Here is an 11,954-nt window from a genome sequence, read left to right as displayed (position 1 = left end):
GAAAATTGGTCGATTTTTTATGCGTTCTATTTGAATAAAATGGACTTAAAAAGGAGGATTACGCCTAGATAACCATCCTTTTCACTTTGCATGATACCGGCCCACATTCCTGAAATCATATCATGAATAGACTGCGTTAAGCTCGGAATAAGCAGAAGCGTTAAACAGAGTCCGCCGATTATTAACGTTTTCTTTGACAAGATTCGGTTCATTTGTGTCCAGTTGATTGTGCAAAGAAGCCAAATCAATGTAATGATGAATGGCAATTCTAACCAATCACGAAGGTTACTAGCAGACATGTGAAGCGCTAGCCCAATCAAATACCCGACAATAGATAGACCTGCCACGCTAAGAACAAATTTACTTAGCCTAGATAACGGTTCTGGCCCATGTGACTCAAATTTGTGAATCAACTTATCATCGCCCTTAATCAAATCATCTAATGATAAATCAAAAAGTTCGCCTAACTTAATGACATTGGTGAAACTTGGTAACGCAGTGTCACTTTCCCATTTCGAAATAGATTCGCGTGAAATATTCAAACGTTTAGCCAGATTAGCTTGTGACCAATGTCGTTGTTCACGTTGTTGCTTGATTTGTTGACTGATTTTCATACTCTTCGCCTCCTCGATCTCTTTGATACATCAAGTGTAAAGGCTTATTTTCAGAAGAGGTAGGAGTTTATAGTTACATTGTCAGTTTTGAATAATAAAAATTTGGTTAACTAGGAAATTGATAAGTTAATGTCCGTGGTCGCAGTTGGGACAGTGTTAACGAGTAGTTCAATATGGTGATTGCCAGCATATAAAGTGCGGGTCGTCAGTTGTTTCCAGGCCAGCTTGAATTGCCCGTCTAGTATCTGTTGTGACTTTAAGTTGACACGCTTGATAAAGAAATCTTTAGCAGATGTTTGCTGGTTCTTTTTAACATAGTGTACGCGGTAACCAAGATAAAGTGGCAGATCCGTATTTGTGACATTTGTGAGCTGATAGTTAAATACTGATGTTTGGTTCAGTGTAGTCGTTTTTGAAGAGGCTGTTAGTGAAACGTTTGTCAGCAATGCTGCGTCATGTTGACTGTAGCCCAACAGTGACAGTACATCTGGATTACCTGACTTAAATAAAGTTCGTAGGCCACGATTAATGATCCAATCGGTTGTTTCAGAATCGTGCCAATGTGTCTGACAAAAATTAATTACGGATTGCGGATGATCCTTGCTAATATCATTGAGATTATTGGCGACGCTTTTTTGCACATACTGACTCTGGTCGTGAATAAGTGTCTTTAAAATTGGAAAGATTGGTGTCGGATCATCCACGAATTGGGTTAGTCGGATTCCCCACGGCAAACGTGGCCGGATTCCTTCACTAGCCAATCGACGTTGGTCAATATTTTGACTATGAGACCACTCAATCATTTGCTCAATCGTTTGTTCAGGGTATTTAACCAGAAAAGGTCTAATTGCGAATTCTGCTGAGGAAGACTGCGTCAAAATACCGAGGGCTGTCATCGAAGTTTGCCAGTCATCGAGTCCGTACATTGCAACGTAGTTTGGCAAACAGAGTGCCGCGAACCCGGTGATTGTTGTACTGATATTACATAGAAGTTCGACGGCCTGCTTGAAATCTCCAGGCAACTGGTTATGTAAGGATTTAGTTATTTGATCCCGTCGTTCCATCAACTTGAGTGATGACCATTGAGCGTTAACTGTGTCTTGGACGAATTTTGAAACGTCAAACGATGAATCGTGTTCAGAAATTGCGGTTCCTAATTGAGTTAGGAATGTTGTTGAATAAACATCTTTTAAAGCGTCTGCCATGCAACTGTGCCTCCATGAATTGATGTGACTTTATTAATAGATTCATTTTACAAGACAAATCCTGACATCCTTTGTCATGTATTTGTATTGCGCCAAACATTTTTTGATTTCTTGTTTCATTCGTTGTTGTAAAGAAGCGGGCTTTACGACTTTTAAGTGAGAGCCAAAGGAAAGCAAATAGGTGATCAGCCAATCATCGTCATTTATTTTGGTATTAACGATGTAGCCGCCGTCTGCTTCTTGAATGATTTGACTGGTTGCAAAGGCCTCAAACAAGCGATATTTCAACTCTGCATCTGCGTGTAATTGAATTGGAATTTGATGTATTGCTGTCGATTGTTGTGATGAACGGGTAGTCAACCAAGGCCGTTTACCATCGACCATTGATTGTTTTTTAGAAACTTGCAGATGATCAATACGTGAAAGCTTAAATAAGCGATCCGCTTGCCGCTCCACCGAGTAACCACGAAGATACCAGGCCTTATCCTTAAAGATGACTTGATATGGAAAAACTTCGCGAGGTAGATATTCGTTTTTAGCACTTAAGTAATTAAAATTAATGAGGTGAGAATGAATAATGGCATCCCTAAGTTTAGCCAGATCATTTTTTTGCTGACGTTGGTCAGACCACGTGGATGGATCGATGGTAATCCACGCAACTGGCTGTTGATGAAAAATTGCTGATAGCTTTTCCAACGTGCTGCCATTGTCTATACCAAAACTTTTTAAACCATTCAAAGCAGTCAAAATGGCGGATTGTTCTTGTTTATCGACAATCGTGTTATCGATTTTATAGCCCGGCAATAGTTCAATCCCACCATTGCGGCCTTGTAGAACATAAACGGGAACGCCAGCCGAGGACAGATCATCAACGTATCGATAGACAGTTCGCACGGAAACGTCTAACTGATCTGCTAAGGCAGGTGCTGATATTTTTTCGTGGTTCAATAGTAAGTAAATCATTTGAAATAGTCGGTTTGATTTCATCTTGACTAGCCTTTCTATTGGTAATGGCATTACAGTGATGCTGATTAGTGCAGTCTCTATAATTGATTCTGCACCTTTTTAATAAAACATGACAGAATGTTGTCATGTTTTGACTGATAAACTAAATTTTGTCAGTGAGGTTATATTCTTACTGAATTTCGTTTGGAAAATGCAAAAATATCCTAGGAGGAATTAATCATGAGTAATGAACAATTTACATACAAGCCAGGTACAGAGGCTTTCTTCAACATTGTTATGGAAGGGCTCAAAGGAGAAGTTGACAGTGATAATTTCTGGGAAGCAGTAGACGAAAACGCAGTATTTGAGTTTATGTATAATATTCCTGGTTTCACAAATAAAATTGAAGGTCGCCAGGCTTATATGAATTGGTTTGATGGTTATTCGGCTGTGTTAAACAGCGCAGATGGTTTGCGTGTGTACAAAGATTCTGAACGGCAAGCGGTCATTTTAGAATATGCTGTGCATGGCACTGTACCAAGTACTGGTAAGAATTATGACAATAACTTTTGTTCTATTGCGATTATCAAGAATCGAAAGATTGTCCACTGGTATGACTACATGGATACCATGGCAGTAATGACTAGCAACACACCTAATGCAACAAACTAAGGTTGAACGGCCGCGACAAAAGCTGGCCGCAACGAAATAGAAAAATTATATCTTGCAGAGTTAATCCAAAAAGTGAATAGTTAGATTATTCATCATGGCGTAAGGTCATTTCGGTGCCTTGCCACATGAGTTCTTTGGAGGCTTGGAATGATATGACGACACAATCTGAAAATAATGCACAGTATCAAACAGACAAGAATCTCTCAATTCGCCAACGATTGCATCAACAGTACAGTACGAACAGCCAAGGGCTGATGCCTTGGCTGCGTGAGCAGATAACGATTCGTCCAGGTGACAAAATATTAGAGTTGGGCTGCGGCAATGGTAGTCTTTGGGAAGGCTATTTGACTCAGATTTCGTCGACCGTTCAATTAACGTTATCTGACTACTCTCAGGGCATGGTTGATCAGGTAACGCGGCAATTTGACCAGGATTCTCGGGTTAATTGCTTAAAAATCGATGCCCAGTCAATTCCGTTTGAGGACGGTACATTTGATATCGTTATTGCTAATCATACATTACATACTGTCCCCAATATTGCCTTGGCGATCCGTGAGATTAGGCGAGTTCTGAAACCGCACGGCACATTCTACACATCAGCGAATGGAAATCATGGCATGGAATATTACCTGCATACTGCTATTCAATCAATTCAACCATCAAATACGTCTTTTTCTGACCAGCTGAGCTTTAACTTGCAAAACGGAGTACCACAATTAGAGACTGCGTTTAGACAGGTTGCCCGTCGCGATTACCCAGATAGTTTACGTATTACGAAAACGGCGGACTTGATTGCTTGGATTGAATCTACGAGAACACCTGACGACGGTATTGATGATGCGTTGTTAAAACAACTTGCGACGTATTTCGGGGCATTAAGACAGCGTGACGGCGCAATTATGATTCCTAAGCAAGTGGGATTACTAATTGCTAATAACTGAGTGGTCAGAGTAACAGAGACCATTAACATACGAAATTTAAAAGGCCCGATGAAGCTTAAAAATCTTCATCGGGTCCTTTTTGAATATATAGTTCGACGTGTGTGGCAATTACTTGCCGTCTGGATGCTCGTCTAACCATTGCTGTAAAAAGGCAATTTCAGTCTTACTTGAATTTATGCCATAGGCAAAGGCAAGCTTTTGTCCGGTAGACATTGTTTTATTGTACGTTGGCAGATAATTTTTAAGGCGCTGTTGTAGTTGTTCAGCTTCTTCAGTCTCCTTAGCAATTTCATCTTTAACAATTTGAACGATATGCTCAGGATCGACAAACTCACCAAACATCAGCCGTGCCAAGAAGTCCGATTTGACACTTTCTGGTTCTACGGGCGACTTTAAGTAGTCCTCAAATTCCTGACTTCCGGCGTCCGTAATGGTGTACACGTGTTTATCCGGTTTACCTTGTTGTGGCACAATTTCTTTAGTCACCAAACCGTCCTTTTCCAGTTTGCGCAGGGCGGGGTACACCATGCCAGCTGAACTGTCGAAGAAAAAGGCAAAACTGGTTTGAAATAACTGAGTAATGTCATAGCCAGTTTGAGGCCCACTTTTTAAAATTCCAAGAACGATTTGGCGACTTTTCATGAATACTCTGACTCCTTTGAAGGTTAAATACAGATTATCACAGAATTTATAAATATTGATATGTTTATTGTTCGACTTTTACATCGTGATGAATGAGTGCCAAGTAATCTTTACGACGGTAAAAGAGAAGGGCAACGAAAACAAACACAATGGCAAACGGAAATGCATGTCGACATAACGTTAAGAACGCCTGTGAAATCAAAGACTTTGTGTGTGTTGCGATAGAAGAACTAGTTCGTTTGATTTCACGATTGTCATGTTTGATGACGGCGGAAACCTTTTTGGTCACTTGTGTCTTGATTTGCTGACGGACAATTGCCTGCTGTGGTGCTGGAAGTTGATCAACATGGGCTTTAACAGTAGCCAAGGCTGTTTCTCGAGAAATAATCTGTGCCTGCTGTTGCTGGCTGATGCCGTTACTGTGATGACCTGATGTTTTAGCACCATTACTCGTGAAATGTTGATGAGTAACGGTTAACATTTTTTGCTTGGTGGTCTGAGACAAAGATGTTTGTTCAATACGGTTGCGGGCATCATGCCAGGCTGTTGTTTTTGCAGTATTGATGTTACTTGTCAGTAGAGACACGAAGATAGCAACAGCCAGAACGCTCCCAATTTGACGAAGAACACCCATAACGGACTGAGAAGCCGTCAATTTTTCGCCTTCAAAGTCAGATGCGGCCAGGACAGTGATGGGCCCAATAATGACGCCATACCCAGCACCGAGCAGAACAAGGCCAATCAATGTTTGCCAGTAACGGTCAGGATTCATAAAGCCAAGAACACCATAACCGGCCGCCATGGACAAAAATCCTAAAGTAATAATCAAACGGGGACCGTAATGTTCAATAATGTTTCCAGCGATTGGTGACATCACAAAAATCATGAACGAGGCTGGTGTGATTAACAGAGCCGCGATAAGTTCTGTTTTGCCCTGAACCTGTGTGAAGAATGTTGGCATAATGACCATCACTGCGATTAACAATAAGCCGGCCAAGATAACAGTGAGGGCCGCACCAGAAAATTGACGGTCAGCAAACAAATCTAGACGAACCATTGGAGATTTCACACGTGATTCTAGGAAGACAAAGGCAATAAAAGCAATCACAGTCAAGACCGCTAGACCGATGATCCGTTTGCTCGTCCAACCCCAATCTGTGGCCTGCGTTAGGGATAATGTGAGTGAAAATAAGGTCACCATCAAAAGTAACATGCCACCAAAATCAATTTTAGCGTTGATTCGTGGTTCATGACGTAGCGGTAATTGCATAATCACGGCAATAAAGGCAATCAACAGTAAGGGGAGATTGATGTAGAAGACCCAGCGCCAACCTAGGAACTCAGTGACCACACCACCGATGGTCGGGCCTAAAGTTGAGGCCAGACCTTGTGTGAGACCAATTGTAAGCAGTGCAGTTTTACGTTTTTCCTGTGAGGTCGAAGCAATAGCGATAGTCATGCTGGTTGGGAAAATAATCGCAGCACCAATACTTTGGATGCCTCGACCGACAATCAGAGTTGCTGGGATATTTGCATCCCCTGAAACAAAGGAACCAATCGCAAATGTCAACAAACCGAGGAGATAGACCTTGTTACGACCAAAAATATCAGCTAGCCGGGCTAAAGGAATAGTGAGTACGGCAAACGTGATCGTGTAGATGTTAAGTGCCCAGGATAACTGGTCCAGTGGCACGTTCATACTGGTTTGAATTGCGGGTAAGGCAATGTTCATCACCGTTGTGTCCAGCATGCATAGAAAAGTGCCGATACACATGGTTAGAATTAATAGCATGTTTTTATTTTTCATAATCAATGTCACTTTCATATTAACAATTATAGTATCGTTCGAACAATTGATACTATAATTGTTAATAGTAACATTGTCAATATAAAATCTTCGTTTTATTTTCCTTATCCAAGAAAAGGCTTACAGTAGGAATAGGTTATGATTAGTAAATTTTACTAGGAGGTTGGAAAATGCGTGCAGTTGTGATTAGTGAGCCTGGCGACTCAAGTGTATTGAAGATAGAAGATCGGCCCATTCCCAAGGCTGATGCGACACATACGGTGATTAACATTAAGGCGTTTGGAATTCATCGTTACGAAGTATTGACGCGTGCAGGAGGCTCGCCATCAGTTAAGTTTCCAAGAGTCATTGGTGTGGAGGCCGTCGGTGAAGTATTTGAACCAGCTGCAAACTCGAAATTTACTAAAGGCCAGCGGGTTCTCGTGATTAACGGTGGCTTTGGTCGTGAATTTGACGGTAGTTATCAAGAGTATGCTTTAGTTCCCGATGAACTATTGTTTGCGGTTGACGATGATGTTGATTGGCAAACGTTGGCACAGTACCCGGAAAACTTTTATACCGCGTTTGGTGCAATGAGAATGACGAAAGTGCAAAAGAGTCAATCATTGTTAGTCCGTGGCGGCACGACTGCAGTGGGGATGGCGATGATTGGCCTGGCTAAGTCACTAGGCATTGAGGTTTCAGCCACGACGCGAAAGCCTGAACGTAAGCAATTATTGCTGGATCAAGGCGTCGATCACGTCGTCATTGATCAGGACAACCAACTTCAAACGGATAAAAAGTTTGATGGCATTGTTGATATGGTCGGTACGGTCAGTTGCTTGGATTCCATTCAACATGTAAACCGCGGTGGTGTGTGCTGTATGATTGGATTGCTGGCTGGCGAGTGGATTTTTAAAGAGTTTGATCCATTTACGCTCGGCGGTGCCTATCTGTCTGTATTCGACGGTGGTGAACCAAGTCAGGCATTATTTGATGAAATTTTTGATTTGATCAAACGCAATCACCTGAGCATCCCGATTTCGAAGACGTTTAAGTTAGCAGACATTGCAAAGGCGCAAGATTACGTCATGGCAAACCCACAGCCAGGGCAAGTTATCGTGACAACTGACTAATATTCCAAAAATAACGTGTAATCCTCAGTCTTGGGTTACACGTTATTTAGTCGATACTGTTAGGAAATGGTCGTACTTGAATGCAGCAATACAAAATCGGAAATTGTGTTTGTACATCTGCTTCAATACGTTTGCAAAGCTGGAAACTCTCTGTGGTGGATAGTTTGCCAGAAACGCGGATTTCAGTTTCGATAATAATGTTGTCACCTGTGTAACGGCCATTAACATAGTCGATATCACGTACACCGGGCATTAGGCCAATATAATGACGAATGTGGGCCTGCATCACAGGGTTGAAGCCATTGGACAATTTTTCAGCGCTGGTACTGATAATTTGATTACCGTTCACGATGATATAAATACCTAGGATAAGCGTTGCGAGACTATCAAACCAATTTAGCCGTAACCAATAGGTGAGAAAAATAGCAATCATAGTGCCGTAAGATGTAAAAGCATCACTGAGCGAATCTCGTGCTGAAGCAATTAACGCGCTGTCTTGCGTTCGTACACCAATAAGATGATTGATTCGACTGATCACAAGCATTAGAGTGCCAGAAATGGCTGCTGTATAGGCTGCGATGATGCGAATCGCGGATGTTTGACCCATTATGATAGCAATCATACTTTGCCCAGCAGACCATAGACAGTTCAGGCCAACAAGATCCATAATGATGCCAGCTAAAAATACGGCAATGGTTTCATATTGCCAGTGACCTTCTTGATGAACATCATCACGGGGGATGCTGGAAAAGTGCAGACCGACAAGTAGTAAAACAGAAGATAGCACACCTGTGATATTATTTTTACCATCAGCGATGAGTACCGTTGCGTGACCGAATCGGCCAATCAGTAATTCACCGACAGACATAAGTAGGTAGACACTCATGTTCAAATAGATGAGTCGCCGTGCCATTGCCATTCGATGCTTACTGGTTGTTTGTAGTTTTTGTGAGATATCGACAACTTCTTTTGACATAAACGGCCTCTAGGTTTTGAAGTGAAAATTAAGTAGAATCAATGTAAGAGCTGTAATGTAGAACAGATGTAATGTAAAACGGAAAAGAGCTGAGCGGATGACGACACAAGACACAAAGGAAAAGAATACGGAAGTTGCGCTTAAAAAAGCGTTTGTTAAGCTTGTGACTGCCAAAACTTTTCGAAAAATGACCATTCGTGATATTGCAACTACTGCTCACATCAGCCGGGGGACATTTTATCTTCATTATGTGGATAAATATGCGATGCTGGCGGCCTATGAGGATGAGTTGATAGCGGGTATTGAGCAGATTTTTGCTGACTACACGAAGGTAGCATTGAAGAAAAGTGACCAAGTGACCGATAATGTCTTCTATCACATGTTTGTTTACCTTAATCGTCACAAACGGCTCGTTCAAACGCTTTACCGAATTCCAGAATCATCAGTGATGAGTAAAATGACAGCATTCATTACAGCTGAGGTAGCACGTGAAACGATTACTGGAGAGTCAGATCAGCACGGAGAAGGCATTCCCTTAGAGTATGCACGGGCCATTCTTGTTCAAAATATCTCCGGTATTATCACCCAGTGGTTTCAAAAGGCACAGCCGGAATCTCCGCGGGAAATTTTTGATATTTTTATGAACAGTCGAGTACTGTCACCCATTGATTTGACTGCGCTTGTTCAGAATGAAAAATAATTTTAATTAACGTCATATAAGCCGTTGCCGAGGCCCATTAATTGGGTTTGATCAACGGCTTATTTTTAGTATAGAAGCGTCATCAAGACAGACAATGGGCAGGTTGGCAGAAAGTGTTCATTTCATGTACGGATTGGGACTTTTGTGAAGGCACGTTCTCTCATGCCTTTCAAGGGACTGGATCTTTTTGGAGTTGGTTTAGTGGTCTAGTCAAATTGACAGTTGAATGCATTTTGTCCATTGTTTGCACTGTGTCTTTCACTTAGTATCGACAACCGAAACACCTGATAAGTTTTGGTTAGAGAGGAACGTGAATGAGATGGTGAGAAAAGAATGGCAGCAATTATGGCATAGCCGGAGTACGCTAATTGGATTAATTTTAATTGCATTGATCCCGGCAATTTATTGTCTTTTATACCTATCGTCAATGTGGAATGCTTACGGGAAAATGGACCGGATTCCGGTTGCGATTGTGAATCAGGATCGGCCGCAGAACTATCGTGGCAAACGGATTGCGATTGGTAAACAATTAACAACTAAACTACGTCGTTCGGATTCACTTGATTATCATGTGACAACAGCCAAAGCGGCCGCCACGGGGATTCGAAATGGTAAATACTACATGGTCGTGACAATTCCCAAACGGTTTTCTAGTGATGCGACAACGTTGTTAACGAGCTCACCACAACGTTTGCACATCCGATATACAGTTAATTCTGGTCGTAATTTTGTCGTTTCAAAAATGACTGCAGGGGCGGCCACAGCGATTCAATCAAAGGTTTCAAAGCAAGTCAGTGCAATGTACGTCAGTGTTTTATTGACGGCGATCGGTCATGTGCAAATGGGCATGGCGAACGCAGCTAAGGGCAGCAATCAGGTGACAACGGGATTGACTAGTTTAACCAACGGCATTCAACAAGTTGGTGTGGGAACAACTAGTTTGCAGCAGGGATTGCAGACCGCCAACCTAACGTCACCAGAGATTGTCGGTGGTGTGGGTAAACTGAATGCGGCCCTAGCAAAACTGCATGATGGTAGTTCGGCGCTCACTCTAGGAAGTACGCGGCTTACCACTAGTCTTGCAGGTAGTGTTCACCAACTACAACAATTACACGAGCAACGCCGGACAGCTGGCGACATTGCCTCGCCAGTGGTCGCTGATACAACAGACGTGGCGAAAGTACCCAACAACGGGACAGGCATGGCACCATTCTTTATTGCCATCGGCTTGTTTGTCGGCGGTATTGGTTTAGGGACTATGTTCGATGCTTATTTACCGAAGTCACGACCTAAGTCTGCAGTTGTCTGGTGGCTATCAAAATTTTCAGTTATCGGGGCACTTGGCGCCGTACAAAGTGGTTTACTTTTCTTGGCGCTGACTTGGGGTAATCACTTAATGCCGACTTCTCAGATTAAATTGGCAAGTATGCTGTTATTAGGTTCGCTGACCTTTTTGTCATTGATATTCTGTTTGCGAATCGTGCTTGGCGGCTTCGGTACCTGGTTGATCACAATTATCCTGGTGCTCCAACTGTCTGCCTCGGCTGGTGTGTATCCGGTCGAACTGACAAGTGGTTATGCTCGAGTCATCAATCCGTATCTTCCGATGACTTATCTGATTGACGGGCTACGACAGTCAATTTCATTAAACGGCAGTATTAGGACGGATGTACTTGTTTTGGGTGTGATGATGATCGTCTTCAACGGGTTGATTATTTTGAAGTACCGATCCGACTTGCGGCGAGATGTATTTAGACTAGGGACTGTCTGAAAACTAAAAATTCAGGTATAATCTGAGGAAAAACGAATCGAGGCATTCCGATGACAACACCTAAACGATACGAACTGGAAGATGGATTGCAACGCGTTATGATAAGCTCGCTCATGTTTATCTGGCTACGGTTTACATTGCCTCAATTTGCATCTTACTTAAGTAGTTTTCAGACGGACCCTAATAAAAGACGGTTGGAATTTCGAAAATTCCAACCGTCTTTTGATGTCTGGGGTGACTGTTCCAGGCCGTATTTCTTGGTCGTTTGAATCAAGATTTGTTCCATGTTGGCATAGAAGAGCGTCATGGCATAAATGTAATTCGACCAGTATCTTCCATATCCATATTTGATTTTGAGTTCAGCTATCTTCGCCTCAGTTTTATAACAGCTTTCGTGTATTAGACACTTTTGGATGATGCTTAATGATATCGATCAAAATGTTAGCTTAGTGTAAACTTGTTCTTCCTCCAGATCACTACCTGTTGGCCTATCAGGCAGAATATCTTTGATGGTAGGCTTAGCTTGGTATAGATACTTATGTAGAACTTTTGAAGCCTGGCGCGAT

11 protein-coding genes and 1 pseudogene are annotated in these 11,954 nt (G+C 42.2%); 6 read left to right on the top strand and 6 right to left on the bottom strand.

The features are described from left to right. Positions 1-26: 26 nt before the first annotated feature. The 3 genes from GB992_RS00340 to GB992_RS00330 all read right to left on the bottom strand — a co-directional run bounded on the left by GB992_RS00340 (position 27) and on the right by GB992_RS00330 (position 2,806). Positions 27-614 carry a helix-turn-helix transcriptional regulator gene (locus GB992_RS00340; protein WP_161000734.1) on the bottom strand — a complete coding sequence of 196 codons (588 nt, stop codon included), beginning with the start codon at positions 612-614 and terminating at the stop codon, positions 27-29. Between the two features lie 110 nt (positions 615-724). Next, positions 725-1,819: a DNA alkylation repair protein gene (locus tag GB992_RS00335; protein ID WP_161000733.1), complete on the bottom strand. Its 1,095-nt coding sequence runs from the start codon at positions 1,817-1,819 to the stop codon at positions 725-727. A 42-nt stretch (positions 1,820-1,861) separates the two neighbouring features. Next, positions 1,862-2,806: a helix-turn-helix transcriptional regulator gene (locus GB992_RS00330; protein WP_161000732.1), complete on the bottom strand. Its 945-nt coding sequence runs from the start codon at positions 2,804-2,806 to the stop codon at positions 1,862-1,864. A gap of 198 nt (positions 2,807-3,004) precedes the next feature. Between GB992_RS00330 and GB992_RS00325 the strand changes: the two genes are divergently transcribed. Beyond that, positions 3,005-3,436, top strand: a complete 432-nt coding sequence (locus GB992_RS00325; protein WP_161000731.1) for a nuclear transport factor 2 family protein — start codon at positions 3,005-3,007, stop codon at positions 3,434-3,436. A 152-nt stretch (positions 3,437-3,588) separates the two neighbouring features. Beyond that, positions 3,589-4,377, top strand: a complete 789-nt coding sequence (locus GB992_RS00320; protein WP_161000730.1) for a class I SAM-dependent methyltransferase — start codon at positions 3,589-3,591, stop codon at positions 4,375-4,377. A gap of 108 nt (positions 4,378-4,485) precedes the next feature. On the opposite strand, the gene GB992_RS00315 is transcribed toward GB992_RS00320, so the two are convergent. Then, positions 4,486-5,019, bottom strand: coding sequence for a PadR family transcriptional regulator (locus GB992_RS00315; RefSeq protein ID WP_161000729.1), 534 nt, complete (start codon positions 5,017-5,019; stop codon positions 4,486-4,488). 64 nt (positions 5,020-5,083) lie between these two features. Further along, a complete protein-coding gene (locus GB992_RS00310; protein ID WP_161000728.1) occupies positions 5,084-6,826 on the bottom strand; it encodes an MFS transporter in 1,743 nt (580 codons plus the stop codon). A gap of 170 nt (positions 6,827-6,996) precedes the next feature. On the opposite strand from GB992_RS00310, the gene GB992_RS00305 reads away from it, so the two are divergent. Further along, positions 6,997-7,941 carry a zinc-binding dehydrogenase gene (locus GB992_RS00305; RefSeq protein ID WP_161000727.1) on the top strand — a complete coding sequence of 315 codons (945 nt, stop codon included), beginning with the start codon at positions 6,997-6,999 and terminating at the stop codon, positions 7,939-7,941. 46 nt (positions 7,942-7,987) lie between these two features. Here GB992_RS00305 and GB992_RS00300 read toward each other — a convergent pair whose 3' ends face one another. Further along, positions 7,988-8,917, bottom strand: a complete 930-nt coding sequence (locus tag GB992_RS00300; RefSeq protein ID WP_161000726.1) for a cation diffusion facilitator family transporter — start codon at positions 8,915-8,917, stop codon at positions 7,988-7,990. 97 nt (positions 8,918-9,014) lie between these two features. On the opposite strand from GB992_RS00300, the gene GB992_RS00295 reads away from it, so the two are divergent. The 3 genes and pseudogenes from GB992_RS00295 to GB992_RS00285 form a co-directional block, all read left to right on the top strand. After that, entirely contained in the window at positions 9,015-9,617 is a 603-nt protein-coding gene (locus tag GB992_RS00295; protein WP_161000725.1) for a TetR/AcrR family transcriptional regulator, read from the top strand. 319 nt (positions 9,618-9,936) lie between these two features. After that, positions 9,937-11,388 carry a YhgE/Pip family protein gene (locus tag GB992_RS00290; RefSeq protein WP_161000724.1) on the top strand — a complete coding sequence of 484 codons (1,452 nt, stop codon included), beginning with the start codon at positions 9,937-9,939 and terminating at the stop codon, positions 11,386-11,388. A gap of 79 nt (positions 11,389-11,467) precedes the next feature. After that, a pseudogene (locus tag GB992_RS00285) lies at positions 11,468-11,554 on the top strand (IS5-like element ISLpl3 family transposase); the annotation flags it as partial. Positions 11,555-11,954 lie beyond the last annotated feature (400 nt).

It is taken from the genome of Furfurilactobacillus milii (assembly GCF_009863985.1).
In the GTDB taxonomy this organism is placed as follows: Bacteria; Bacillota; Bacilli; order Lactobacillales; family Lactobacillaceae; genus Furfurilactobacillus; species Furfurilactobacillus milii_A.
Note: the sequence above shows the minus strand (reverse complement) of the source record. Positions and strands in the feature narration are given on the sequence as shown.

Bases quoted from the DNA above. Each gene is read 5' to 3' on its own strand.
- GB992_RS00340 (WP_161000734.1), bottom strand. From the start codon at position 614: ATGAAAATCAGTCAACAAATCAAGCAACAACGTGAACAACGACATTGG.
- GB992_RS00335 (WP_161000733.1), bottom strand. From the start codon at position 1,819: ATGGCAGACGCTTTAAAAGATGTTTATTCAACAACATTCCTAACTCAA.
- GB992_RS00330 (WP_161000732.1), bottom strand. From the start codon at position 2,806: ATGAAATCAAACCGACTATTTCAAATGATTTACTTACTATTGAACCAC.
- GB992_RS00325 (WP_161000731.1), top strand. From the start codon at position 3,005: ATGAGTAATGAACAATTTACATACAAGCCAGGTACAGAGGCTTTCTTC.
- GB992_RS00320 (WP_161000730.1), top strand. From the start codon at position 3,589: ATGACGACACAATCTGAAAATAATGCACAGTATCAAACAGACAAGAAT.
- GB992_RS00315 (WP_161000729.1), bottom strand. From the start codon at position 5,019: ATGAAAAGTCGCCAAATCGTTCTTGGAATTTTAAAAAGTGGGCCTCAA.
- GB992_RS00310 (WP_161000728.1), bottom strand. From the start codon at position 6,826: ATGAAAAATAAAAACATGCTATTAATTCTAACCATGTGTATCGGCACT.
- GB992_RS00305 (WP_161000727.1), top strand. From the start codon at position 6,997: ATGCGTGCAGTTGTGATTAGTGAGCCTGGCGACTCAAGTGTATTGAAG.
- GB992_RS00300 (WP_161000726.1), bottom strand. From the start codon at position 8,917: ATGTCAAAAGAAGTTGTCGATATCTCACAAAAACTACAAACAACCAGT.
- GB992_RS00295 (WP_161000725.1), top strand. From the start codon at position 9,015: ATGACGACACAAGACACAAAGGAAAAGAATACGGAAGTTGCGCTTAAA.
- GB992_RS00290 (WP_161000724.1), top strand. From the start codon at position 9,937: ATGGTGAGAAAAGAATGGCAGCAATTATGGCATAGCCGGAGTACGCTA.